This window comes from Streptomyces sp. NPDC107562 (assembly GCF_055657325.1).
This window is the reverse complement of record NZ_JBVKBE010000009.1, coordinates 163696-187226: the sequence shown is the minus strand read 5'-3', so window position 1 is coordinate 187226 and position 23531 is coordinate 163696. Positions and strand designations below refer to the sequence as shown.

Annotated in this window: 26 protein-coding genes; 9 read left to right on the top strand and 17 right to left on the bottom strand. The window is 71.7% G+C overall.

The features are described from left to right. Positions 1 to 3: 3 nt before the first annotated feature. The 3 genes from ACZ7LV_RS24670 to ACZ7LV_RS24660 all read right to left on the bottom strand — a co-directional run bounded on the left by ACZ7LV_RS24670 (position 4) and on the right by ACZ7LV_RS24660 (position 3534). Positions 4 to 1044, bottom strand: a complete 1041-nt coding sequence (locus ACZ7LV_RS24670; RefSeq protein ID WP_471942214.1) for an AAA family ATPase — start codon at positions 1042 to 1044, stop codon at positions 4 to 6. A 178-nt stretch (positions 1045 to 1222) separates the two neighbouring features. Continuing rightward, entirely contained in the window at positions 1223 to 3187 is a 1965-nt protein-coding gene (locus ACZ7LV_RS24665; RefSeq protein WP_471942212.1) for a VMAP-C domain-containing protein, read from the bottom strand. Continuing rightward, the gene (locus ACZ7LV_RS24660) at positions 3184 to 3534 is read right to left on the bottom strand and encodes a CU044_2847 family protein (protein WP_471942211.1); all 351 of its coding nucleotides are present in this window, start codon (positions 3532 to 3534) and stop codon (positions 3184 to 3186) included. The genes ACZ7LV_RS24665 and ACZ7LV_RS24660 overlap by 4 nt, the downstream gene beginning before the upstream one ends. 124 nt (positions 3535 to 3658) lie before the next feature. Between ACZ7LV_RS24660 and ACZ7LV_RS24655 the strand changes: the two genes are divergently transcribed. From ACZ7LV_RS24655 to ACZ7LV_RS24645, 3 genes are all read left to right on the top strand, one after another. Beyond that, complete coding sequence (locus ACZ7LV_RS24655; RefSeq protein WP_388889175.1) at positions 3659 to 3844, top strand: DUF6104 family protein; 186 nt, start codon at positions 3659 to 3661, stop codon at positions 3842 to 3844. Between the two features lie 358 nt (positions 3845 to 4202). Further along, the gene (locus ACZ7LV_RS24650) at positions 4203 to 5147 is read left to right on the top strand and encodes a DUF4097 family beta strand repeat-containing protein (protein WP_471942209.1); all 945 of its coding nucleotides are present in this window, start codon (positions 4203 to 4205) and stop codon (positions 5145 to 5147) included. 1 nt (position 5148) lies between these two features. After that, positions 5149 to 6186: a PadR family transcriptional regulator gene (locus tag ACZ7LV_RS24645; RefSeq protein ID WP_471942207.1), complete on the top strand. Its 1038-nt coding sequence runs from the start codon at positions 5149 to 5151 to the stop codon at positions 6184 to 6186. A 63-nt stretch (positions 6187 to 6249) separates the two neighbouring features. On the opposite strand, the gene ACZ7LV_RS24640 is transcribed toward ACZ7LV_RS24645, so the two are convergent. The 5 genes from ACZ7LV_RS24640 to ACZ7LV_RS24620 all read right to left on the bottom strand — a co-directional run bounded on the left by ACZ7LV_RS24640 (position 6250) and on the right by ACZ7LV_RS24620 (position 10310). Next, positions 6250 to 6894: a YwqG family protein gene (locus ACZ7LV_RS24640; protein ID WP_471942205.1), complete on the bottom strand. Its 645-nt coding sequence runs from the start codon at positions 6892 to 6894 to the stop codon at positions 6250 to 6252. A gap of 122 nt (positions 6895 to 7016) precedes the next feature. Beyond that, positions 7017 to 7598, bottom strand: a complete 582-nt coding sequence (locus ACZ7LV_RS24635) for a Clp protease N-terminal domain-containing protein (protein ID WP_471942454.1) — start codon at positions 7596 to 7598, stop codon at positions 7017 to 7019. Further along, positions 7598 to 7807: a helix-turn-helix domain-containing protein gene (locus ACZ7LV_RS24630; protein ID WP_471942203.1), complete on the bottom strand. Its 210-nt coding sequence runs from the start codon at positions 7805 to 7807 to the stop codon at positions 7598 to 7600. The genes ACZ7LV_RS24635 and ACZ7LV_RS24630 overlap by 1 nt, the downstream gene beginning before the upstream one ends. 103 nt (positions 7808 to 7910) lie before the next feature. Next, entirely contained in the window at positions 7911 to 8876 is a 966-nt protein-coding gene (locus tag ACZ7LV_RS24625) for a zinc-binding dehydrogenase (RefSeq protein WP_471942201.1), read from the bottom strand. Between the two features lie 210 nt (positions 8877 to 9086). Then, a complete protein-coding gene (locus ACZ7LV_RS24620; RefSeq protein ID WP_471942199.1) occupies positions 9087 to 10310 on the bottom strand; it encodes an NAD(P)-dependent malic enzyme in 1224 nt (407 codons plus the stop codon). 567 nt (positions 10311 to 10877) lie between these two features. Between ACZ7LV_RS24620 and ACZ7LV_RS24615 the strand changes: the two genes are divergently transcribed. The 3 genes from ACZ7LV_RS24615 (at position 10878) to ACZ7LV_RS24605 (ending at position 13670) form a co-directional block, all read left to right on the top strand. Continuing rightward, a complete protein-coding gene (locus ACZ7LV_RS24615; protein WP_401673202.1) occupies positions 10878 to 11840 on the top strand; it encodes an ABC transporter substrate-binding protein in 963 nt (320 codons plus the stop codon). Positions 11841 to 11880: 40 nt separating this feature from the next. Next, complete coding sequence (locus ACZ7LV_RS24610) at positions 11881 to 12822, top strand: amino acid ABC transporter permease (RefSeq protein WP_471942197.1); 942 nt, start codon at positions 11881 to 11883, stop codon at positions 12820 to 12822. A 95-nt stretch (positions 12823 to 12917) separates the two neighbouring features. Further along, on the top strand, positions 12918 to 13670 hold the full coding sequence (locus ACZ7LV_RS24605) for an amino acid ABC transporter ATP-binding protein (RefSeq protein ID WP_471942453.1): 753 nt from the start codon (positions 12918 to 12920) through the stop codon (positions 13668 to 13670). Positions 13671 to 13738: 68 nt separating this feature from the next. Here ACZ7LV_RS24605 and ACZ7LV_RS24600 read toward each other — a convergent pair whose 3' ends face one another. Continuing rightward, entirely contained in the window at positions 13739 to 14497 is a 759-nt protein-coding gene (locus ACZ7LV_RS24600; protein WP_471942195.1) for a class I SAM-dependent methyltransferase, read from the bottom strand. 100 nt (positions 14498 to 14597) lie between these two features. On the opposite strand from ACZ7LV_RS24600, the gene ACZ7LV_RS24595 reads away from it, so the two are divergent. Further along, positions 14598 to 15227, top strand: a complete 630-nt coding sequence (locus ACZ7LV_RS24595) for a CGNR zinc finger domain-containing protein (RefSeq protein WP_471942193.1) — start codon at positions 14598 to 14600, stop codon at positions 15225 to 15227. Here the strand turns inward: ACZ7LV_RS24595 and sodX are convergent. Then, positions 15131 to 15565, bottom strand: a complete 435-nt coding sequence (gene sodX, locus ACZ7LV_RS24590; protein ID WP_471942452.1) for a nickel-type superoxide dismutase maturation protease — start codon at positions 15563 to 15565, stop codon at positions 15131 to 15133. The genes ACZ7LV_RS24595 and sodX overlap by 97 nt on opposite strands. 145 nt (positions 15566 to 15710) lie before the next feature. Here sodX and sodN point away from each other — a divergent pair, with 145 nt between their 5' ends. Further along, complete coding sequence (sodN, locus tag ACZ7LV_RS24585) at positions 15711 to 16106, top strand: superoxide dismutase, Ni (RefSeq protein WP_401673191.1); 396 nt, start codon at positions 15711 to 15713, stop codon at positions 16104 to 16106. A gap of 97 nt (positions 16107 to 16203) precedes the next feature. On the opposite strand, the gene ACZ7LV_RS24580 is transcribed toward sodN, so the two are convergent. Both ACZ7LV_RS24580 and ACZ7LV_RS24575 read right to left on the bottom strand, forming a co-directional pair. Next, on the bottom strand, positions 16204 to 16437 hold the full coding sequence (locus ACZ7LV_RS24580) for a hypothetical protein (protein WP_401673188.1): 234 nt from the start codon (positions 16435 to 16437) through the stop codon (positions 16204 to 16206). A gap of 19 nt (positions 16438 to 16456) precedes the next feature. Then, positions 16457 to 17611: an inorganic phosphate transporter gene (locus ACZ7LV_RS24575; protein ID WP_471942191.1), complete on the bottom strand. Its 1155-nt coding sequence runs from the start codon at positions 17609 to 17611 to the stop codon at positions 16457 to 16459. Between the two features lie 125 nt (positions 17612 to 17736). Between ACZ7LV_RS24575 and ACZ7LV_RS24570 the strand changes: the two genes are divergently transcribed. Further along, a complete protein-coding gene (locus tag ACZ7LV_RS24570) occupies positions 17737 to 18471 on the top strand; it encodes a VOC family protein (protein ID WP_471942189.1) in 735 nt (244 codons plus the stop codon). Between the two features lie 12 nt (positions 18472 to 18483). On the opposite strand, the gene ACZ7LV_RS24565 is transcribed toward ACZ7LV_RS24570, so the two are convergent. The 5 genes from ACZ7LV_RS24565 to ACZ7LV_RS24545 form a co-directional block, all read right to left on the bottom strand. Beyond that, on the bottom strand, positions 18484 to 19710 hold the full coding sequence (locus ACZ7LV_RS24565) for an RNA polymerase sigma factor (RefSeq protein WP_471942187.1): 1227 nt from the start codon (positions 19708 to 19710) through the stop codon (positions 18484 to 18486). Between the two features lie 9 nt (positions 19711 to 19719). Beyond that, the gene (locus tag ACZ7LV_RS24560) at positions 19720 to 20136 is read right to left on the bottom strand and encodes a YciI family protein (RefSeq protein ID WP_471942185.1); all 417 of its coding nucleotides are present in this window, start codon (positions 20134 to 20136) and stop codon (positions 19720 to 19722) included. Between the two features lie 154 nt (positions 20137 to 20290). Then, on the bottom strand, positions 20291 to 20515 hold the full coding sequence (locus tag ACZ7LV_RS24555; protein ID WP_471942183.1) for a hypothetical protein: 225 nt from the start codon (positions 20513 to 20515) through the stop codon (positions 20291 to 20293). Between the two features lie 221 nt (positions 20516 to 20736). Then, positions 20737 to 21882, bottom strand: a complete 1146-nt coding sequence (locus ACZ7LV_RS24550; protein WP_471942181.1) for a family 2 encapsulin nanocompartment cargo protein polyprenyl transferase — start codon at positions 21880 to 21882, stop codon at positions 20737 to 20739. 118 nt (positions 21883 to 22000) lie between these two features. After that, positions 22001 to 23407: a family 2B encapsulin nanocompartment shell protein gene (locus ACZ7LV_RS24545; RefSeq protein ID WP_471942179.1), complete on the bottom strand. Its 1407-nt coding sequence runs from the start codon at positions 23405 to 23407 to the stop codon at positions 22001 to 22003. Positions 23408 to 23531: the final 124 nt, after the last annotated feature.

Below are 23531 nucleotides of genomic sequence, written 5' to 3'. Positions count from 1 at the left end.
CGGCTACCGGGGCCCGCGGTCCAGGGGCTGCATCAGCAGCTCCGCGATCTCCTCGCGCCGCGCCGCGTCCCGGGCGGCGTGCTGTGCCAGGAAGATGGCGTTGAGCAGCTGGTCGGTGGGGCGCAGCGCCCCGTCCGCCTCCACCTCCGTGAAGTGGTCGACGATGTCGTGGTGCGCCTCGTGGGCGTCCTGGCCGAAGTGCGCCTGGACCAGCGCGGCGAGCCGTTCGTCGCGGGGCGCCTTGAGGTCCAACGGGATGCAGCGGCGCAGCAGCGGGGCCGGGAACTCGCGCTCGCGGTTGCTGGTCATGACCACGAAGGGGAACGCCCGGCACCGCACCTGGCCCTCGGTGACCTCGACCTTGCGGCCGTCGTCGGTGAGCACCCGCACCACCGGCGTACGGTCGGCGATCCGCTCCAGTTCGGGGATCGGGAACCTGCCTTCCTCCAGCACGTTCAGCAGGTCGTTCGGCAGGTCGATGTCGCTCTTGTCGAGCTCGTCGACGAGCAGCACGCGGGGCCGCCGGGCGGCGAGCAGCGCGGTGCCGAGCGGGCCGAGCTTGATGTACCGGCCGATGTCCTCGGACTCCGGTCCGTGCGTCCGCCGCCGGCGCACGCGCGGTGCGAGGTCCTCGCCGGCCCGCCTGAGCTGGGCGTCGTGGAGCCGTCCGATGGCGTCGTAGGTGTAGAGGCCGTCCCGCAGCTCGCTGCGGCTCACGACGGGCCACTCCAGGACCCGGCCCAGCCCGAGTTCGTGGGCGACGGCGTGCGCGAGCGTCGACTTGCCGACGCCGGGCTCGCCGGTGACCAGCAGCGGGCGCCTCAGGTAGAGGGCGGCGTTGACCAGTTCGAGGGTGAGGGGGTCCTGGATCGGCAGCGGCGCGGTGTCGGCGCCGAGCCTGCGGCGGGTGGCGGAGTCGAGGTCCGGCACGTCGTACGGGACGACCGGCGCGTCGAAGGCCCGCCACGGCGGCGGGTCGGGCAGCCGGTCGATCCTGGCCGGATCCGGGCGCCCGTCGCCCTGGTAGACGAACCACTCGCTCATGCTGCGCTCCTCGTCGACGGTCGGTGGTGGTCCACGTCCTGGCTGACGGGGGCGTCGCGCACCCACGACGGGCCCATCGGAATGTACCCAGATCCGACCTCTCGCACCGATCTTTTCGGCCGCCTCGGCCGCCCCGCCGCGAGGGCCCGTCCGTGGCGCCGCCGCGCGGGCGGGGTGCTCACAGGGGCGCGTCCAGGGTTTCGGTCTCCTCCGCGGGCAGCGGCCGCCCCGGGTCGTCGTAGAGCAAGGCGAGCGGTTCGGCCCACGGGTGGTCGGCGCGGCGCTCGCTGATGTCCTGCCGCAGGTGCCGCAGCCGGTCGGGGAGCTCGGCCAGCGAGCCGAGGGAGCCGAGCAGTTCCTGTGCCTTGGCGTGGAAGGTGTCGCAGTCCTCGGCGCAGGTGCGGGTGGCATGGCCGTCGACGTGCCACAGGGCGACGCCGTGCCCGTTCTCCAGCGCGAGCCTGAGCGCGGCCCGTCCCGGTCCGCGGCCGGCCGGGCGGCACATCACGGGGATGCGGTCGAAGGCCGCCTCCCGGTAGCCGCGGCCCGTGGTCACCACTGCGCGCTGCGGGGTGCGCCAGCAGGCGAAGTGCCGCTGGGCTGTCATGCCCTGCCAGCGGTCGGCCCACAGTTTGTCCGGATCTCCCCGGCGCGCGAGGGAGCGCAGTACCACCCGGCGGCGTGCGCCGAGGTGTCCGGCGTCGTCGAGGTGGGCGATGTCGTCGAACCGCCAGCGGTGCACCGCGGTGTCGAAGTGCTCGGCGGGCAGGGCCACTTCGAGGGGCACCGGGCGGTCGTGCCGGTCCTTGGCCCGCAGCAGGTCGCCCAGCGGCCTGCGCAGCGCCTGGACCAGTTCCCCGGGGAGACGGCCGTGCACGGAGTCGTCGGTCGCGTACAGCTCCGGCTCGCCCTCGCCGTCCCCGTCGTCGAGCCAGACCTGCCAGAAGAAGCGGGTGGGCTCCGAGCCGATCACCGGGTCGAGGAGGACGGCGACGGTGGGGCCCTCGCCGGGGCCCGGGTAGGGGATCACGACGCGGTCGGACCGCTCGGCCGGGGCGGCGGACAGGTCGTCCGGAAGTCGCGCGTCGCGCACGAAGGCGTGCATCTCGCGGCGCGGGTCCCGGCGCAGCCGCCGCTCGATCCAGGCGCCGAGCGGGGCGCTCGGTTCGCCCCGGGCCCGCACATAGGCGTCGACGAACCTCAGGTAGCGCAGGAACGCGAGCGGGTCGAGCGGGTGCGCGCCCTCGTAGAGGAGCCCGTGTCCGTCGCGCCAGGTGCGCAGGTCCGGCGGCGGTCCCGGCCACCTGGTGCCGCTGCGGGCCCTCGTCGCGAGCGCCTCGACGGTCGGCGCGTCGGGCGGCGCGGGCAGCGCGGCGAGCAGGTTCAGCGCCTCCCGGCGGTCCGCCGGCGTCCATCCGGCACCGCCGTCGGCGCCGGGACCGGACTGCTGGTCGATCCAGTTGTCGCCGCTCTCGGAGACGGGCTCCGTGCCGTGCCACCGGTCGTGGGCGGCGATGACGGTGCGGTAGGTCTCGCCGAACCTCCGCAGCGCGGCGATGGAGACCGCCTTGCCGCCGTCCTGCTCCCTGCGCCGGGACTTGACCAGGCCCACGACCGCCCCGGTGGCCGGGTCGAGCAGCGGGCCGCCCGAGACGCCGGACGGGAAGTCGATGTCAGGCTTGAGGATCAGGCCGTAGCCGTCCTCGTGGCCGTTGACGTCGGCGTCCACGGCACGGGCGTGGGTGTGCGGCGGCTCGGGGTGGTAGCCGTACACCTTGACGGGACCGGAGTGCCGTACGGCCCGGTCGGCGAGCCACACACACTCGTGGGGCTGCTCGTCGGCGTCCCCCAGCAGGCGCACCAGCGCCAGATCCTCGTCCAGGGGTACGACGGGCCGGTCGGGGTCGGTGAGCAGCCACTCGGCGAGCCGCGCCTCGGCGTCGACGCCCCCGCCCCGCACCCGGAAGGTCAGTTCCGGGTCCGGCCTCAGATGCCGGCGCAGCACGTGGGCCGCGGTGAGCACCCAGCCGGGGGCCACGAAGAAGCCGCTGCCCCACAGGGGCCGGTCGTCGTCGGTGGCCGGCAGGAGGTGCACGGTGGCGGCCTGGGCCAGGGCGTGCAGGCGTTCGGTGGGCTGGGTCATGCGCCGGCGGGCCCCGGGTCCGGGTCGGTCCCGCGGTCGAGCTGCCAGGTGAGAGTGACCTGGAGCGAGGCCTTGGCCTCGCCGCGGGCGAGGACGGCGACGGCGAGGCCCTCCTTGGCGGTGAGCTCCACGCCGAAGGTGATGGCGGCCTCCGTGGGTCCGGCGGCGCGGGCGGCGTCGAGCACCGTGCCGCCCACCGCGGTGATCAGCTCCTGGAGCTGTGCGACCTTGGCCAGCGCGGTCTGCGTGAATCCGACGTCCTCCTGGTCGCCGTAGGCGTCCGCGCTCCCGATCCGGGCGGCCACCACCGTGCCGTCGGGCAGTTCGATGTCCTGGATGTGACTCATGGCGTTCCCCCGTCGAGCTTGCGTCCCGGCCGTCCGGCGCACCCTGGGGGTGCGCCGGCCCCAGCCTTCCGTACCGCGCACAGGGGAGGCCGTTAACTCGCCAAGTGGCGCATATTCTGAAGGCATGTACTTCACCGACCGAGGCATCGAAGAACTGGAGAAGCGGCGCGGCGAGGAGGAGGTCACCTTCGAGTGGCTCGCCGAGCAGCTGCGCACGTTCGTCGACCTGAACCCGGACTTCGAGGTGCCGGTGGAGCGCCTGGCCACCTGGCTGGCGCGACTGGACGACGACGACGAGGACGAGGAGTAGGAGTCCAGGACGCGGAGGCGGTCGGGGCTGCCGGGGGCGGTCGGGGGCGGTGTCAGGTCCTGTGAGGTGGTCCAGGGCCTGAGGACAGAGCCTGAGGTCAGGGCCCGGGAACGGAGCGTGCGCTCGCCGGGCTGGTGTGTTCCGGCCTGAGGCCTTCCTTCGGCATGCCCGCGGACAGTGACCGCTTGTGGCGATTTGCCCTACTTCGAGGGGTGTGGGGTGGCAAGGAGCCACCGGAAAGAGTGTCTTGACTTCCGACAGCCACGATATATCGTGAATCACGTAAGACGCGATATGGCGTGTCGAGTCTGTCCGTCCCGTCCCGCGTGCGGTCAGGCAGGTCGAGGAGGTCAGCACCATGCCCGAATGGTCCGTCGCCGAGCCGAGGAAGCTCACCTTCGACGAGCCCGTGAGCGAGCTCCACGTACGCATCGTGGGGGGAGCGGTGAACGTGGTGGGCACCGACGAGGGTTCCGCCCGCCTGGAGATCGGCCGGATCGAGGGGCCGCCCCTGATCGTCACCCAGCAGGGCGCCACGCTCACGGTGGCCTACGAGGACCTGCCCTGGAAGGGCTTCCTCAAATGGCTCGACCGCAAGGGCTGGCGTCGCAGCGCCGAGGTCTCCCTGGCCGTTCCGGCGGGCACCCGCGTGGAGGTGGGTGCCGTCAGCGCCACCGCCGTGGTCTCCGGGATCGACGGACGCACCGAGGTCAAGGGCATCTCCGGGGACACCACCCTCGTCGGGCTCGCGGGACCGGTCCGCGCGGACACCGTCTCGGGGAGCGTCGAGGCCCAGGCACTCAGGGGCGATCTGCGCTTCAACTCGGTCTCCGGCGACCTGACGGTGGTCGAGGGCGCGGGCTCCTCCGTCAAGGCGGACTCGGTGAGCGGCTCGATGATCGTCGACCTCGACCCGACGGGTGGTCCGAGCGAGATCACCCTGACCAGCGTCTCGGGCGAGATCGCGATCCGGCTGCCGCATCCGGCGGACGCGGAGGTCGAGGCCAACACCGCGAGCGGGGCCGTCTCCAACGCCTTCGAGGACCTCCGGGTCACCGGCCAGTGGGGCGCCAAGCGCATCACGGGACGTCTCGGCGCGGGCAGCGGCCGGCTGAAGGCCACGACCGTCTCCGGCTCGATCGCGCTGCTGCGCCGCCCGCCCGTGGAGGACGACGGACCGTGGCCCGCCCCGGCGGACGGACAGCACACGACCTCGGGGGACACTTCGGATTCCGGTCCGGGCGAGGACACCACCGCGTCCAGCGCCCCGGCCGATGGCACGACCGACAAGAAGGTGCTCTGACATGCCCCCCGTCTTCGCTCACGGCCGTCTCCGTCTCTACCTGCTGAAGCTGCTGGACGAGGCCCCGCGGCACGGCTACGAGGTGATCCGCCTCCTGGAGGAGCGCTTCCAGGGGCTCTACGCGCCGTCGGCGGGCACCGTCTACCCGCGCCTGGCCAAGCTGGAGGCCGAGGGCCTGGTCACCCACACCACCGAGGGCGGCCGCAAGGTGTACGCCATCACGGACGCCGGACGCGCCGAGCTGGCCGACCGCAGCGGTGAACTGGCCGACCTGGAGCTGGAGATCCGCGAGTCGGTGGCGGAACTCGCCGCCGAGATCCGTGCCGACGTGCGGGGCGCGGCGGGCGACCTGCGGCGCGAGATGCGGGCCGCGGCGACCGAGGCCCGCAGGACCGGCACGGTCAACGGCGACACCGGGGACTTCGCCGACCACACCGACAAGGAGGCCTGGCGCGCCGCGAAGGAGGAGATGCGGCGGGTCAAGCAGGAGTGGAAGGAACAGGCCAGGCGCGCCAAGGACGAGAGTCGCCGGGCCCGTGACGAGGCCCAGCGCGCGCGGCGCCAGGCCAAGGAGGCGCAGGAGCGCGCCCATGAGCAGGCACAGGAGGAGATGCAGCGCATCGCCCAGAAGGTGCAGAAGCAGGTGCAGGACCACTTCGCGCGGGGCGACTGGCCCACGGGGCTGCGTGAGGGTCTGACGGAACTCGCCAAGGAGTTCGGCGAGTTCGGGAAGGACTTCGGCAAGGAGTTCGGCAAGGACCTCGGCTTCGGGCGCGGCGGAGCGGCCAGGCCCACCCCGGAGTACTCGACGACGCCGGAGGACTTCCCCGCCGCCCACGAACCGGGCTGGGCCCACGACGACTCCCCGAGCGGCGACCCTGCCCGCGACCTGGACCGCCTCCTCGACCGTTTCCGCGACGACATCCGTGACGCGGCCCGCGACCACGGGGTGACACAGGACCAGCTCCGGGACGCCCGGCGCCATCTGTCGACGGCGGCGGCACACATCGGGGCGTTGCTGCGGACGCCGAAGGCGTAGGGCCCCCGAACGGGGTGACCGTCAGCACGGCCGTCAGCAGCACCGCCGTCAGCGGCACCGCCGTCAGCAGCACTGCCAGAGGAAGCGGCCCTCCCTGCCGTCCGGCGAGAGGAAGGCGTATCCGACGCCGGCGTCGCCGAAGTTGACGTCGAAGGGGAGGTCGCAGGAGTCCAGCTGGACGACGAGCCGCCAGCCCTCGCCGGGCAGTTCCTCACCCTGGAGCCAGTGGGGCTCGATGCCGGGTCCGCCGAGGAACTGCAGGGGACGGCCGTCGTCGTCCCCCTCCGCGTCGTCGCCCTCGGCGCTCCCGGCGCCCTCGTCGCTCGCACCCGCGTAACCGTCCGCGTCGTCCGGAGAGGGGAGCGGCAGATGGTCGGTGCCCGCGCTCGGACCGACGGCCCGTGCGTCGATCCTCACGAATCCAGGGATCCGGCCCTCGGGCTGGATCACGAGCGCGTTCTCCCCCGCCTCCGGCTCGTAGGTGCCGTCGATGAAGTCGTCCTCGTCGTCCGTCATGAAGAGGTAGGCCAGACGCCCGTCGTCCAGGGCGAACTGCCCGAGGAACTCCATCGGTTCGCCGGTCCTGCGCGACAACGGCCACTGCGGTTCCGCCAGCCACACGGGCTGCCCGCCGACCTTCGTCACCGGTTCTCGGACGACGTCGTCCGTCCGCACGAAGGCGATCGGCACCGGCTCGGACACTGTCATGGAAGAACTCCTTGGCAACGGGACGACCGGGACGTCCGGGAATCGACGTCGACACCGCCCACCGTAGGACCCACCACTGACACCGCGGCCCGGAATCGGACCGGCCGGACGGCGCCGGCCGCTCAGCCCGCCTTCGCCGCTCCCCCGTCGCCGATCACCCGTGTCACCGACGCGTAGGTGACGCCGTGGTCGGCGAGCACCTCGGCGGGGACGCCGGGACGGGCGGTCAGGGCGAGGAGGATGTGCTCGTCGCCGATGGTGCGTTCGCGGCGGGCGAGGGCGATACGCAGGGACTTCTCCAGCACGTGCTTGGCTTCCCGGCCGAACGGGCGGTGCCCGCCCCGGCGTCCTTTCTCCCGCTCCCCGCGCCGGTCCCCCGGGTCGCCGGACATCGCACCCACCCCGTGCGCCTCCTCCACCCGGGAGACGATCTCCGTGACATCGATCCCCAGCCCGGCCAGCGCGTCGGCGTCGGCCTGCGAGAGTCCCGCGCGCCGCCGCGCCGCCTCCAGTGCCCGCCTCACGGAGTCCCGGCGTCGGTCCAGCCCGAGCGCGGACAGCGCGAACGAGCCCCGGCCGGCACCGCGATCGAGCAGGGCGAGCAGCAGGTGCTCGGCCTCGACGGTGCGCGCCCCGACCTCCTCGCTGTGCTCGACAGCGCCCTTCACCACGGCGCGGGCGTCCTTCGTGAACCGCTCGAACATCATCGCCTCCCGTACTTCTTGTGCACGGCCTGCCTGCTCACACCGAGTTCCGCGGCGATCTCCTGCCAGGACCAGCCCTGCCGGCGCGCACTGCGCACCTGGACGGCCTCCAACTGCTCCAGCAGCCTGCGCAAGGCGGCGACGGCACGCAGTCCCACCCGTGGATCGCGATCGCCGGCCCGCTCGGCGAGTTCCGTGGCATCGGTCATGATGTCAACTTAGGTTGACAGAGACGCACATGTCAACCTTCGTTGACAGCACGAAGCGGCCGGTCCTTTCCGGACCGGCCGCCACAGGGACGGGCAGCAACCCTCAGCCGTTGGTGAGCACGATCTTCCCGAACTGCTCGCCGGACTCCAGCCGTTCGAAGCCCTCGCGGGCGCGGTCCATCGGCAGCACCTCGTCGATGACCGGGCGGACACCGGTGGCGGCGCAGAAGGACAGCAGGTCCTCCAGCTCGTCCTTGGTGCCCATGGTGGAACCGACGACCTTCAGCTCCAGGAAGAAGATCCGGGTCAGTTCGGCGTGGGAGGGGCGGTCACCGCTCGTGGCACCGGAGATGACGAGGGTGCCGCCGGGGCGCAGCGACTTCACCGAGTGCGACCAGGTGGCGGCACCGACCGTCTCGATCACGGCGTCCACCCGCTGCGGCAGCCGCGCGCCGGACTCCAGCGCCTCCACCGCGCCGAGCTCCAGGGCCCGCTTGCGCTTGGCCTCGTCCCGGCTGGTCGCGAAGACCCGCAGTCCCGCGGCCTTGCCGAGCGCGATCGCGGCCGTGGCGACACCCCCGCCGGCGCCCTGCACGAGCACCGAGTCACCGGGGCGTACGCCGGCGTTGGTGAACAGCATGCGATAGGCCGTCAGCCAGGCGGTGGGCAGACAGGCCGCCTCCTCGAAGGACAGCTCCTTCGGCTTGGGCAGCACGTTCCAGGTCGGTACGGCGACCCGCTCGGCGAACGTGCCCTGGTAGCGCTCGGTGAGGATGGAGCGGGGCTCCTTCGGGCCGACCCCGTGTCCCGTCTGGCCGACGACGGAGTGCAGGACGACCTCGTTGCCGTCCTCGTCGACGCCCGCGGCGTCACAGCCGAGGATCATGGGCAGCTTGTCCTCGGCGAGGCCCACGCCGCGCAGGGACCAGAGGTCGTGGTGGTTGAGGGAGGCGGCCTTGACGTCGACGAGACTCCAGCCGGGCCTGGCCTCGGGGGCGGGGCGCTCCCCCAACTCCAGGCCGCCGAGCGGCTGGTCGCGGTCGATTCGGGCGGCGTAGACAGCGAACATGGGCCCGACGATAGGCTCCGCCCCCGCCCGGACGGAACCACACGCCCCTGTGACACATACCCACTTGCCAGGACACCCCTGGTCCCGCGCCGGCGCCCGCGCCCCGCGCGCCACCCGAACGGGTGGGCGGGTCGGCAAAGAAAGAACGCGTGGGCGTCGGCAAAAGGAAAGCGGCCCCGCCCAGGAGGGCGGGGCCACCGACGAAGAGCCTCAGCGACGGGCCACGCCCTCGGCACGCGCCGCCGCCGCGACGGCGGCCGTCACCGCGGGTGCCACCCGCTCGTCGAAGGGCGACGGAATGACGTAGTCCGCGGCGAGGTCGTCCCCGACCACGCCCGCCAGCGCCTCGGCCGCCGCGATCTTCATGCCCTCGGTGATCCGGGAGGCCCGCACCTGCAGCGCCCCGGCGAAGATCCCCGGGAACGCCAGCACGTTGTTGATCTGGTTCGGGAAGTCGGACCGGCCCGTGGCCACGACCGCCGCGTACTTGTGCGCCACGTCGGGGTGCACCTCGGGAGTGGGGTTGGCCATCGCGAAGACGAAGGCGCCCTCGGCCATGGAGGCCACCGCCTCCTCCGGCACCGTTCCGCCGGAGACGCCGATGAAGACGTCCGCGCCTTCCAGCGCCACCTCCAGCGAACCGGAGATCCCGGCCTTGTTGGTGAAGCCCGCGACCTCGCGCTTGACCGGCGTGAGGTCCTCCCGGTCGACGGAGACGACACCCTTGCGGTCCGCGACCGCGACGTCCCCGATACCGGCCTCGACCAGCATCTTCGCGATCGCGACACCGGCCGCGCCGGCGCCCGAGATGACCGCCCGGAGTTCGGCGAGCGTCTTGCCGGTCAGCCGCGCGGCGTTGCGCAGGGCCGCCAGCGTGACGACCGCCGTACCGTGCTGGTCGTCGTGGAAGACCGGGATGTCGAGCCGCTCCTGGAGCTTGCGCTCGATCTCGAAGCACCGCGGCGCCGAGATGTCCTCCAGGTTCACGCCGCCGAAGGAGGGAGCGAGGCGGACCACGGTCTCGACGATCTCGTCCACGTCCGTGCAGGCGAGCGCGATCGGCACCGCGTCCACCCCGCCGAACTGCTTGAACAGGATCGCCTTGCCCTCCATCACGGGAAGGGAGGCCTCGGGCCCGATGTCACCGAGTCCGAGCACGGCCGTACCGTCGGTCACGACGGCGACGACGGACGACTTCCACGTGTAGTCATGGACGAGTTCCGGCTGCTCGGCGATCGCGGTGCACACCTTCGCGACGCCGGGCGTATACGCCAGGGACAGGTCGTCCTTGTCGCGGACCGGCACGGTGGCCTGCACGGCCATCTTGCCGCCGCGGTGCAGCGCGAACACCGGATCGAAGGAATCGAGGGGCTCCGCCCCTCCCTCCTTCTCCGCACCGTTGTCGCTGCGAGGATTGACGATCTCCGCTGCCACTTTGTCTGACCCCTTAAGTGTTCATGGTTGAGGGTGGGTTCCACTCCTGGTGAGGAGCGGGCGGGCACCGCGTAGGCCCAGTCGGTGATGCGTACGGGCAGCTACGCGACAGGCGCGCCGCACACGCGCCCTGAGCCCCGGATGAGGGGTGTAAAGAACCTTCTTACCGGACGGAGGGCATCGCCGACGAGTCCACACCGGGAAGATCACATGCTGGTGACATGACTCATGGCTGAATAGGGGGACAAGGGTCCGCTAAACCCTTGACAAAGCCGCAACGGCCACCAAACACCGGCTTCCGTACATCCACATCCTGAGACACGCCGAAGATCTTGCGGCCGGAAGCAGGTATTCCCGTAGAAGGTCCGGTCGTGATGTACCGGAGTGGTCTGGTTCGGGGGTCACCCGTTATCCGATTTTGACATGACGGGTCACCTGAATGGGCCAGTCCGAATGGCAAGATGCCGTAATCACACGAGGTCGCGACACCCGAAGCTGTGTGTTCTCGTCGACCCATCGGCAACTGCCGCCCATCGGCACATCACCCATCCGCCGGAGGAACCCACCATGGCCGCAAGCTCCACCCGTCGTACGACCGCCGCTCGCACCAGGCTGGCAGCGGTCGGCTCGATCGCGGTCGCAGGCGCCCTGCTTCTCACCGGTTGCGGTGACCAGACGGAGAGCGGTGGCTCGGACGCCACGGAGACCGCCTCGAAGAGCGCGGCCCCGCTGGCGGACAAGCTGCCCCAGCAGATCCGCGACAAGGGCGTCATCAAGGTCGGCTCGGACATCGCCTACGCCCCGGTCGAGTTCAAGGACGACTCCGGCAAGACGGTCGGCATCGACCCGGACCTCGCCGCCGCCATGGGCAAGCAGCTCGGCGTGACCTTCGAGTTCGAGAACGGCACCTTCGACACCCTCATCACCGGTCTGCGCTCCAAGCGCTACGACATCGCCATGTCCGCGATGACCGACACCAAGGACCGCCAGGAGGGCGTCGACTCCGACACCGGCAAGAAGGTCGGTGAGGGCGTCGACTTCGTGGACTACTTCACCGCCGGTGTCTCGATCTACACCAAGAAGGGCGACGACCAGGGCATCAAGACCTGGTCCGACCTGTGCGGCAAGAAGATCGTGCTGCAGCGCGGCACGGTCTCCGAGGACCTCGCCAAGGCCGAGGCCGCGAAGTGCCCGAAGAACAAGAAGCTCTCCATCGAGGCCTTCGACAACGACCAGCAGGCCCAGACCCGGCTGCGCGCGGGCGGCGCCGACGCCGGCTCCTCCGACTTCCCGGTCGCGGCGTACGCGGTGAAGACCTCCGGCGGCGGCAACGACTTCGAGCTGGTCGGCGAGCAGGTCGAGGCCGCTCCGTACGGCATCGCGGTCGCCAAGAACAACGCCCAGCTGCGTGACGCCCTGCAGGCCGCCCTGGATGCGATCATCGCCAACGGCGAGTACGACAAGATCATAGAGAAGTGGGGCGTCGAGGACGGCGCCGTCGACAAGGCCACCATCAACGGCGGCAAGTGACCGCGCGGTCATCGACCAGCGGCACTGAAAGGCAACACCCGTGACTGTTGACACCGACAACAAGGCGACGGGGCCGGCCGGCACGCCCCCGGCCGGACCGGAGGCCATCAAGGCCATCCCGGTCCGGCACTACGGGCGGTACGTCACCGCCGTCGTCGCGATCGCACTGCTGGGCAGCGTCGTCTACGCGTTCTCCCAGGGCAACATCAACTGGGGAGCCATCCCCGACTACTTCTTCGACGACCGTGTCCTCGAAGGCGTGGGCAACACGCTGCTGCTGACCGTGCTGTCCATGGTGATCGGCATCGTCGGCGGCATCGTGCTGGCGGTGATGCGCCAGTCGCACAACCCGGTGACCTCCTCGATCGCCTGGTTCTACATCTGGTTCTTCCGCGGCACCCCGGTCCTGGTGCAGCTGATCGTCTGGTTCAACCTGGGCCTGGTCTTCGAGTACATCAACCTCGGCCCGTTCTACCGGGACGAGTGGTCGGACTTCATGACCCCGCTGCTGACCGTGCTGCTCGGCCTCGGTCTGAACGAGGCCGCGTACATGGCGGAGATCTGCCGTGCCGGTCTGCTCGCGGTCGACGAGGGCCAGACCGAGGCGGCGCACGCGCTGGGCATGAGCCACGCCAAGACGCTGCGCCGGATCGTCATCCCGCAGGCGATGCGCGTGATCGTGCCGCCGACGGGCAACGAGGTCATCAACATGCTGAAGACGACCTCGCTGGTCTCGGTCGTCCAGTACTCCGAGTTGTTCCGCGTCGCCCAGGACATCGGTCAGACCTCGGGTGCCCCGGCCGAGATGCTCTTCCTCGCGGCCGCCTGGTACCTGCTGCTGACCTCGGTCTTCAGCGTCGGCCAGTACTACCTGGAGAGGTACTACGCCCGCGGCTCCAGCCGTTCGCTGCCGCCGACGCCGATGCAGAAGATCAAGGCCAACCTGTTGTCCCTCGGCCGCCCGAAGGGAGGCATGGCATGAGCGAGAAGACCGACAAGACCCCGCAGGACGGGACGACCGTGAAGACCGACGAGGTCAAGGAGACGGGCGCCCCGGTGAAGGGCGGCGCCGTCCCCATGGTCAAGGCCGAGGGCGTGCACAAGTCGTTCGGCCACGTCGAGGTCCTCAAGGGCATCGACCTGGAGGTGAAGACCGGCGAGGTCTTCTGCCTGATCGGCCCCTCCGGCTCCGGCAAGTCGACCTTCCTGCGGTGCATCAACCACCTGGAGAAGATCAACGCCGGCCGGCTGTACGTCGACGGCGAGCTCGTCGGCTACCGCCAGAAGGGCGACAAGCTCTACGAGCTGAAGGACAGCGAGGTCGCGCTCAAGCGGCGTGACATCGGCATGGTCTTCCAGCGCTTCAACCTCTTCCCGCACATGACGGCGGTGGAGAACATCATCGAGGCGCCGATCCAGGTCAAGGGCACCAGCCGGACCGAGGCCCGGGTGCGCGCCCTGGAGCTCCTGGACCGCGTGGGGCTCGCCGACAAGGCCGGCAACTACCCCTCGCAGCTCTCCGGCGGTCAGCAGCAGCGTGTCGCCATCGCCCGGGCCCTCGCCATGGACCCGAAGCTGATGCTGTTCGACGAGCCGACCTCGGCGCTCGACCCGGAGCTGGTCGGTGACGTCCTCGACGTCATGCGCGACCTCGCCGAGTCCGGCATGACGATGATCGTGGTCACCCACGAGATGGGCTTCGCCCGCGAGGTCGGCGACAGCCTGGTCTTCATGGACGGCGGCGTGGTGGTCGAGTCCGGCAACCCGCGCGACGTCCTGACCGACCCGCAGCACGAGCGGACGCAGGCCTTCCTCTCGAAGGTGCTGTAGGCGGGCCGGCACAGCGGGACAAGGGGCGGTACGGACTTCCCGTACCGCCCCTTTCGCGTGCGCGGGGACTACTTCACCGCGAGCACCAGCGCGTCCGACGGCGAGCACCACACCGGGCGCGCCTCGGCGAACCCCTGCTCACGCAGCACGCGCGCGTGCCACGCCGCCGACGGCATGTCGCCGTCCGCGTGCTCGCCGTAGATCTCGAAGCGGCGGGCGGTGGGCTCGGCGAGGGCCGGGTCCTCGGCGGCCAGCTGCCACCAGTCGGCCCAGTCGAGGGCGCCCTCCTGCTGTGCCCGGTTCCTGCGCGCCTGGCGCAGGGCGCGCTCGGCGGCGTTGATGCGGGGTGTCGCCTCGTCGATCATGTGGTCGGCGTTCAGGAGGACCCCGCCGTGCCGCACGACCCCGGCGATCCGGCCGTAGAGCGCCCGAAGGGGCTCGGCGTGGAACCAGTGCAGCGCGGTGGCGGTCAGGACCGCGTCGTACGTCGTGTGCGGCAGCCGCGCGGGCCAGTCCGGATCCTTGAGGTCGGCCTCGACGAACGAGACCCGCCCGTCGCCCTCGAACGTGCCGCGGGCGATGGTGAGCAGCGCCGGGTCGAGGTCGATGCCGGTGCTGGTCGCCTCGGGGAAGCGGGACAGCAGGCGGGCGGTGATGGTTCCGGTGCCGCAGGCGAGGTCCAGCACGCGCGGCGCGGTGCCGGCGAACGCCTCGACCATGTCGAGCATGACCCGGAAGCGCTCCTCGCGGTCCGGCATGTACCACTCCTGCTGCCGGTCCCAGCTCTCCTGCCACGCGTTCCAGTCGGTGCCGATGCCGGTCGTCATGGGAACCCCTTCTTGAACCGCCTACGTAATACCCTGGAAGCACGATCAGCTGTTACGCGACCGCAGACTTGACCATAGAGCCCCTCCGTAAGGACTACAAGTGGAACTGGCCTATTACTCGGACTACGCCGTACGCCTCGTCAACAGCGAGGAGCCGGCCCGGGGCAAGGACTCGCTGACGTCGGTCGAGGCCGTCCGGGAGCTCTTCGGTGCCAACCAGTCCGCGGCCCGTCGCGCCACCGACGCCGACGTGACGCGTTTCCGCTCGGTCCGGGCCCGGCTGCGCGCGGTCTTCGAGGCCGCCGACGGCGGCGACGAGACCCTGGCCGTGGACCTGCTGAACTCCCTGCTGCTGGAGTTCCCGGTCAGCCCCCAGATCTCCGGACACGACTTCCGGGACGACGACGGCCGCCCGCTGTGGCACATGCACCTCGCGGACCACCCGTCGAACGCGACCGCCGGCTATGCGGCGATCGCGGCGATGGGCCTCGCCTTCCATCTCACCGAGCACGGCGTGGACCGCCTGGGACTGTGCGAGGCGTCGCCGTGCCACAACGCCTACCTCGACACGTCCACCAACCGCTCCCGGCGCTACTGCTCCGACCGCTGCGCCACCCGCGCCAACGTGGCCGCCTACCGGGCGCGCAAACGCCTGGAGGCCGACCGGTCGCAGAACACGGGCCTGGCCGCCGAGAGCGCCCAGCGCAGCGCCGCCAGCGGCGAGCGCTGACCCGGCCCCCGCGGCCGGTACCGGAACAGCACCCGGCCGAGGACCAGCTCGTCGGGCACGACCCCGTAGTCGGTGCTGTCCCCGCCCGCGTACGCGTTGTCGCCGCGCACCCACCAGCCGCCCTCGCGGCGCTCCGCCGCCCGCTTGACGACGAGCAGGTCCTGCTGGAAGGGGTGGCGCAGCACGACGACGTCACCGGGCCTGACCCGGGCGGCGTAGCGCAGCAGGAGCCGATCCCCGTGGTACAGCGTCGGCACCATGGACGGCCCGGTCACCTCGGCCAGTCCGAAGGGCGGGACGCCCCTTTCGCGCTCGGTCTCCTGCGACAGCTCCGGCATCCCCGGCACCTCCCCGGTTCGATCCTCCACCAGTCTCAGTCTCACCCCGGACTTTTGTCCTAAGCCCATGGGGGCACCCGCGAAATCAAGTCGCTCAGGGAGTAATGTCCCCCCTGAGAAGACGATCACGAGGAAGGAATGCTCCATGCTTTCCCGCCTGTTTGCCCCCAAGGTCACGGTCAGCGCGCACTGCGACCTGCCCTGCGGTGTGTACGACCCGGCCCAGGCCCGCATCGAGGCGGAGTCGGTCAAGGCCGTCCAGGAAAAGATGGCCGGCAACGACGACCCGCACTTCCAGGCTCGTGCCACCACGATCAAGGAACAGCGCGCCGAGCTTGCCAAGCACCACGTCTCGGTGCTCTGGAGCGACTACTTCAAGCCCCCGCACTTCGAGAAGTACCCGGAGCTGCACCAGCTGGTCAACGACACCCTGAAGGCCCTCTCGGCCGCCAAGGCGTCGACCGACCCGGCCACCGGCCAGAAGGCCCTCGACTACATCGCCCAGATCGACAAGATCTTCTGGGAGACCAAGAAGGCCTGACCTTCGCACCGGACCGGCGGTCGGTGCACCACCGCCAGTCAGAGCGAACGACGGGGCCCGGCCGCACGACGGCCGGGCCCCGTCGCCGTCCTGTGCCTCAGTGGAAGTGGGGCACGAGCAGATAGATCCCGTACGCCACCACGGCCGCGCACGCGAGGAAGCACACCCCCGCCTGGGTCAGGGCCAGTACCGGGGTCCCGCGTCCCTTCTCACGCCCGTCGGCCACCCGGTCGAGTCCGAGGACGCCGAGCGCGAAGACGACGACCACCGCCACGGTGGCGCCGAGGCTCACCGCGGCGACCTCGCCGAGCGCGCTCCAGTGCAGCTGCATCGATGCTCAACTCCTTGCTTCAGGTGGCCGTCCCGACCTTGTCGTGCGAGGCGGCCCGAAGGGTCACCTCGTGGGACTCGTTGACGTTGCGGGCGTCCACCGGATTGCGGCGCGACAGGACGAAGATGCCGCCGGCGAGGGCCAGGCCGACCAGTGCGACCAGCGCGGTGCCCAGGTTGCCGCCGTGCGTGACCGCGCTCGCCGCGAGGCCGCCGACCAGCGCGGCGGCGGGCAGGGTGACCGTCCAGGCGACCAGCATCCGGCCGGCCACCCCCCAGCGCACCTCCGCGAGCCGGCGCCCGAGGCCGGCGCCCAGGATGCTGCCGGAGCAGACCTGGGTGGTGGACAGCGCGAACCCGAGGTGCGCCGAGGAGAGGATGACGGCGGTGGAGGCGGTCTCCGCCGCGAAGCCCTGCGGTGACTGGATCTCCGTCAGGCCCTTGCCCATCGTCCGGATGATCCGCCAGCCGCCGAGATAGGTGCCGAGGCCGATGGCGAGGCCGGCCGAGGCGATCACCCACAGAGGCGGCCCGGAGCCGGGGCTGAGTGCGCCCGCCGTGATGAGGGTCAGCGTGATCACGCCCATGGTCTTCTGCGCGTCGTTGGTGCCGTGCGCGAGCGAGACCAGCGAGGCCGAGGCCACCTGCCCGGCCCGGAACCGCCGCTCGACCGGGCCGCGGCGGGCACGGGCGGTGATCCGGTAGGCGAGGTACGTCGCCACCAGGGCCGCGACGCCGGCGACCAACGGGGAGGCGATCGCCGGGATGATCACCTTCTCGACCACCATGGCGAAGTTGACGCCGTGCGTGCCCGCGCCGACCCACACCGCCCCGATCAGCCCGCCGAACAGCGCGTGCGACGAACTCGACGGCAGGCCGAGCAGCCAGGTCAGGAGGTTCCACAGGATCGCCCCGACCAGCCCCGCGAAGATCATCCCTGGTGTGACCAGGGAGTCGTCCACGATGCCGCCCGAGATCGTCCTGGCCACCTCGGTGGACAGGAAGGCGCCCACGACATTGAGGACGCCGCTGATCAGGACCGCTGTTCTGGGGCGCAGCGCGCCGGTGGCGATGGAGGTGGCCATCGCGTTCGCCGTGTCGTGGAATCCGTTGGTGAAGTCGAAGGCGAGCGCGGTGACGATGACGACCGCCACGAGGAACGTGATGTGGTCCATGCATCTCCATGTTCCACCCCGTCCCAACTGCCGTTGAACGACAGGCAAAGGCTCCGTCTGGACTTCCGGTCTCCGGGCCGGACCTTCCCCCCTCGTGACCGGCCCCGCGGCCTACGATCGCCGCCATGACGATCCACTGGACCTACGCCTTCATCGACCGCCCCGCCGAGCGGCTCCCGTCGGCCGAGTCGTTCTGGACCGCCGTCACGGACACCCGGCTCTCCACGCGCCGGGGGGAGTTCGTCACCCTCCTGCCGGCCACGGGGACGGACGCGTGCGTGAAGGTCCAGGGCGTCCAGGAGGGGCCCGGGGGCGCGCATCTCGACTTCGCCGTCGACGACGTGGACGGGTTCTCCGCGTCGGCGGTGCGGGCCGGGGCCGAGGTGGCCGCCGGCCACGAGGGGTGGACCGTGCTGCGCTCGCCGGCCGGTCAGCTGCTGTGTGCCGTGCCGTGGCACGGGGAGTCGGTGCGGCCGCCCGTCGTGCGGGGCAGCCGGCTCGATCAGGTGTGCGTCGACGTGCCGCCCTCGGCGTACGACGCCGAGGTGGGCTTCTGGACCGGGCTGCTGGCCGGCTGGGAGTCCGCGCCCGGCACCCGCCCCGAGTTCCATGTGCTCAGGCCGCCGACCGGACTGCCCGTGCGGGTGCTGCTCCAGCGGCTCGGCGCCGAACGGCCCCTCACCGCCCACCTGGACCTGGCCTGCGCGGACGTCGCCGCCACCCGCGCCGAACACGAACGGCTCGGGGCCACGTCGGTCGCCGCCGGCGCCCACTGGACGGTGATGCGCGACCCGGCGGGCGGCACCTACTGCCTGACCGGCCGGGACCCGGAGACGGGCGGGCTGCCCGCCCGTCCATGACGACGCGCGTCGCTACGGCTTCAGCCGTGCCGCCCGCGCCTTGAGGTAACGCTGCTCCGGCAGGCTCAGCGTTCTGCCGGCCGCCGACTCGTAGGCGGCGCGGGCGGCCTCGTACTCCCCCGTCCGCTCCAGCAGATGCCCCCGCACCGCGTCGAGGCGGTGACCGGCGCCCAGGTCGCCGGCCAGCGCGTCCAGTTCGGCGAGGCCCGCCCGCGGGCCGCGCACCATGGCGACGGCGACGGCACGGTTGAGCCGTTCGACGGGGCCGGGTACCAGGCGGACGAGGACCTCGTAGAGTCCGAGGATCTGCCGCCAGTCGGTCGCCTCAGCCGACGGGGCCTCGTCGTGCACGGCGGCGATGGCGGCGCGCAGCTGGTACGGGCCCGGGCGGCCACCGGACAGCGCCCGGGTGACCAGGGCGACGCCCTCGTCGATCGCCGCCTTGTCCCAGCGGGTCCGGTCCTGCTCGTCGAGGGGGATCAGCTCCCCGTGCGCTCCCGCCCGGGCCTCGCGACGGGCGTCGGTCAGCAGCATCAGGGCCAGCAGTCCGGCCACCTCGCCGTCGTCCGGGAGCAGGCGCTGGACCGTTCGGGTGAGCCGGATCGCCTCGCCGGCCAGTTCGCGGCGCTGGAGCGCGGCGCCGGAGGTGGCGGTGTAGCCCTCGTTGAAGATCAGGTAGAGGGTGTGCAGGACGGCGGGCAGCCGGTCCCGCCAGTTGTCGGGTCGGCCGAAGCGCACGCCCCGCACCTTCTGCTTGGCCCGGCTGACCCGCTGGGCCATGGTCGGCTCGGGCACCAGGTGGGCACGGGCGATCTCGGCCGTGGTCAGGCCGCCGACCGCGCGCAGGGTGAGGGCGATCTGCGCGGGCGGGGTCAGGTCGGGGTGGCAGCACAGGAAGAGGAGCGTCAGGGTGTCGTCCTCGCGCGGCGCCCGGTCCGTGCCCGGGGCCGGAGCGGTGAACGCGTCGCGCGGGGTGAGCGCCGCCGCCCGCTCCTCCCGTTGCCGCCGCGCCGCCTCACTGCGCAGTGTGTCCGTGAGCCGCCGCGCGGCGACCTTGATCAGCCAGCCCCGCGGATTGTCCGGAATCCCCGTCGAGGGCCACTGCCCGGCTGCCGCCAGCAACGCCTCCTGCACGGCGTCCTCGGCGGCGTCGAAATGCCCGTAGCGGCGTACGAGCGCGCCGAGGACCTGCGGCGCGTTGCGGCGCAGCAGGTCCTCGACCTCGTCGGTGCGGTGCATCGGTACCGGTCAGCCGAGGTCGCCGGAGCCGTCCATGATCGGCCGGATCACCACCGGGTACTCCGGGGCGCCCGCGGGCTGCGGGCTGCGGGCCACCCGCTCGGCGATCTCCGTGACCCGCTCCAGGCTGGCGCAGTCCAGCACCCAGTAGCCGGCCAGCAGTTCCTTGGTCTCGCCGTACGGGCCGTCGGTGATCACGGCCTTGCCGTCCGCGTCGAGGCCGACCAGCCGGGTCCTGGCCGGCTCCGCCAGCCCCTGTCCGTCGACCAGTTCGCCGCTCTCGGCGAGATCGTTGTTGAGCGCGCTCATGTACGCGTACATGGCCTGCAGATCCTGCTCGTTCCAGGCCGGCGAGTCCTTGGACGCGCTGCCCTGCATCGCCTGGTAGTCCGCCTGCGAGCCCAGCACCATGACCAGGTACTTCATCGTCGTCTCCTTCACTCGGGCCACCCGGCGCGGGCGGCTCTCGCAGGGGACGTCGGAGCCGACCGGGGATTCTCGACACCTGGTCGGAGAATTTTTCCCGGCACTTCTCCCGGGCACTGGTCCGGGGCCTTCCCCCGGGGCTCCGCCAAGGCTCTCAGGGGTTCTTGGCCACTGTCTCGGTTTCGGTCTCTTCCATGGCGGGCGTCGCCGGCCGCTCCTGCTCGGACGCGGCACCTTCCGTGGCGGACGCTCCGCAGTGGGGGTTCCGGCACGGTCCGGCCACCCATACCGGGACCCACGCGCCCAGCGTCTTGTGGCGCCGGACGACCGTATCGACGGGCTGTCCACAGTCGGGACAGACATGCTGTGCGCTGTCCATGTCCCCAGCGTAGGGCGGACGACGGCTCGGCGCTTCCTGCTGTTCGCCCTCACGAGCACGCCGTCGCCGACGGCGCGCACCGGCTCCGGCGGGGGGCGACAGGGACCGGCCCCGCACACCGTGGGGATGTGCGGGACCCGCCCGAGCCGGAACCGGCCGGGGCGCGCGGGTCAGGAACCGCACGCCCCGGCCGGCCCGGGTCCTTCTCGCGGCACCGGCGCTCAGGTGCTGCGCCGGGTCACGAACTCGGCGAGGGCGAGCAGTCCGCCGGCCTCCTGCGGGTCGGGAATGGCCCGGGACAGCTCCTGCATCGCCCGCGCCATCCGTTCGGACGCCTGGACCTGCGCCCAGTCGCGTCCGCCCGCCCGCTCCACGGCCAGCACCGTGGGTTCCAGGTCCCCGCCCTCGTACGGCACCTCGTACAGCTCGGCGAGCTCGACGGCGGCCGGTGTTCCCGAGGACAGCGCGGCGACGACCGGCAGGGACTTCTTGCGGGCCGCCAGATCGGCCCCGGCCGGCTTGCCGGTATGGCGGGGGTCACCCCATATGCCGATGACGTCGTCGATGAGCTGGAAGGCGAGCCCGGCCTGTCGGCCGAAGGCGTCCAGCGCCTCGACCTCGGCCGGGTCCGCACCGGCGTACAGCCCGCCGACCGCGCACGCGCACCCCAGCAGCGCCCCGGTCTTGGCCTCGGCCATGGCGAGCACCTCGTCGAGGGTGACCTCCGAGGGCCCGCGCCGCTCCATGGCCGTGTCGATCTGCTGGCCCTCGCACAGCTCGACGACACAGGACGCGAGCCGTGCGGCGGCCGCCGAGGAGGCGGGATGCGGGTCCTGCGCGAGCAGTCGCAGGGCGAGCGCCTGGAGGGCGTCACCGGCGAGGATCGCGTCGTTGGTGCCGAACACCGTCCACGCGGTGGGCCGGTGCCGCCGCGTGGTGTCCCGGTCCATCACGTCGTCGTGCAGCAGGGTGAAGTTGTGCGCCAGTTCCACCGCCGCGGCCGCCCGCACCGCGCTCGTCTGCGCCTGGGCCCCGCCGAGGGCGGACGCCGCGGCGAGGACGAGCGCCGGCCGGATCGCCTTGCCCGCGTTGCCGGACGCGGGCGTGCCGTCGGCGTGCTCCCAGCCGAAGTGGTAGCGCGCGACCCGGCGCATCGCGGCGGGCAGCGAGTCGATCGCCGCGTGCAACTCCGGGTCCACCGAAGCCCGCGCACGCTCCAGGATCACCACGGCCTCGGGACCGTCGAGGGCCTCCGGTCCGCCGTCCGCCCGGGGTGCGACGGGGCTCCGGACCCCGGGCACACCGGCCGTGCGCCGCACGGCCGGTGCCGGGGACTGGTCCTTCGACTCGGTCACGGACTCTGTCATACGAGCGAGGTCCCCCCTCGGAGAGTCTGCGGGCAGCGGCGCCTGCGCTCCGGCCGGGCGCGTACCCCGAGGTGTACCCGCCCTGTCGGGCGGGGACACGACACCCGGACCGGGTAGGTCACCGCCAGCGGCCGATCTCGACGTTCTCCAGCACGCCGAGCGCGTCCGGCACCAGGACCGCCGCCGAGTAGTAGGCCGTCACGAGGTACTTGATGACGGCCTGTTCGTTGATGCCCATGAACCGCACCGACAGGCTCGGTTCCAGCTCGTCCGGGATGCCGGACTGGCGCAGGCCGATCACGCCCTGGTCCGCCTCGCCCAGACGCATCGCGATGATCGAGGTGGTGCGGGCCTCGGTGACCGGGATCTTGCCGCAGGGGTAGATCGGGACACCGCGCCAGGTCGGGATGCGGTTGCCGCCGACGTCGATCGTCTCCGGCACCAGGCCCCGCTTGTTGAGCTCACGGCCGAACGCCGCGATCGCGCGCGGGTGGGCCAGGAACATCTTGGTCCCGCGCCGGCGGCTGAGCAGTTCGTCCATGTCGTCGGGGCCGGGCACCCCGTCGTGCGGCTGGATCCGCTGGTCGTACTCGCAGTTGGTGAGGAGCCCGAACTCACGGTTGTTGATCAGCTCGTGCTCCTGGCGCTCCTTCAGCGCCTCGACCGTCAGCCTGAGTTGCTGCTCGGTCTGGTTCATCGGCTGGTTGTACAGATCGGCCACGCGCGAGTGGATGCGCAGCACCGTCTGGGCGATGCTCAGTTCGTACTCGCGGGGTCGCGCCTCGTAGTCCACGAAGGTGTGCGGGATGTCCGGCTCGCCCGCGTGACCGGCCGCGAGGTCGATCGCCTTCTCGCCGTACTTGTTGGTGCGCTGCTGCGGCAGCGCGCGCCGCTCCTCCAGGTGCTCCCGCAGCGAGTCCGAGCGCTCGGCGAGCTGCTCGACATGCTGCCGGGAGAGCACGAGGACCGTGCAGGGGGTGATGGCGCGGGCCGTGAACTCCCAGATGGCGTCGGGGTCGAGCAGCGCCTGCTCGCCCAGGTACGCGCCGTCCGCGAGCACACCGAGGCTCTCGTCGTCGCCGTACGGGCCGGTGCCGATCTTCTCCACCCTGCCGTGCGCCAGCAGGTAGACCTCGTCGGTCTGGTTGCCGAAGCCGGCGATCACCTCGCCCGCCGCGATCTCGCGCTGCTCGCAGCGGTGCGCGAGCTCGGTCAGCACCTCCTCGTCCTCGTAGGACCGCAGCGCCGGCAGTTCGCCCAGCTCCGCGGGGATGACCTCGACACGGTCGCCGGTCTTCACGAAGGTGATGCGTCCGTCTCCCACGGCGTAGCTGAGTCGCCGGTTCACGCGGTACGTGCCGCCCTGTACATCCACCCACGGCAGCATGCGCAGCAGCCAGCGCGAGCTGATCTCCTGCATCTGGGGTACGGACTTGGTCGTGGTGGCCAGGTTCCGCGCGGCCGCCGTGCCGAGGCTCTGCTGCGGCCTGCCCTGCTCCGTGCGGACCTCTTCGCCTACCGACATAAGGAATTGCCCTCCCGGTCATGCCCTGGCAACGGATTGCCCCGGGCACCGATCTCCACGGAGAAGCCTTCCAGCACGGACAGTGATCGTGCTATTACCCGAAAGAGCGGGAATGGATCAACTC